The organism is Psychrobacter sp. TB20-MNA-CIBAN-0197, assembly GCF_040309765.1.
GTDB lineage: Bacteria > Pseudomonadota > Gammaproteobacteria > Pseudomonadales > Moraxellaceae > Psychrobacter > Psychrobacter submarinus.
The window spans coordinates 1-264 of sequence record NZ_JBEOPC010000767.1; the positions used below are offsets into that span (position 1 = coordinate 1).

1 protein-coding gene is annotated in these 264 nt (G+C 59.1%); it reads right to left on the bottom strand.

Annotation, left to right across the window (positions count from 1 at the left end):
• On the bottom strand, positions 1-236 hold a 236-nt coding region (locus tag AAEY83_RS15900), incomplete at its 3' end, for a hypothetical protein (RefSeq protein WP_351060509.1).
• Between the last annotated feature and the right edge of the window lie 28 nt (positions 237-264).

A 264-nucleotide genomic window follows, 5' to 3' on the forward strand; every position in this document is an offset into this window, starting at 1 on the left:
CGATAGTCCATACCGCGAAACTCGCCGCGAATCGATCGAATCTCGCCGATGACGTGTGCATCGGCCATGATCGAGGCATAGACCGTGTCGGCGACGCCCATCGCGCGCAGCACCGGGTCTGGGTTCGGCAGCATGTGCAGCCGGCCGAAGAAATAAGGATCGGTGTCGGCTGCTGCGGCCTGCTGACCGAACACGCCGCGCACCGATCGAACCAGTCGTTTGATATCAAGAACCATAAACGGATACCTTTCGCTTGCCTGATTT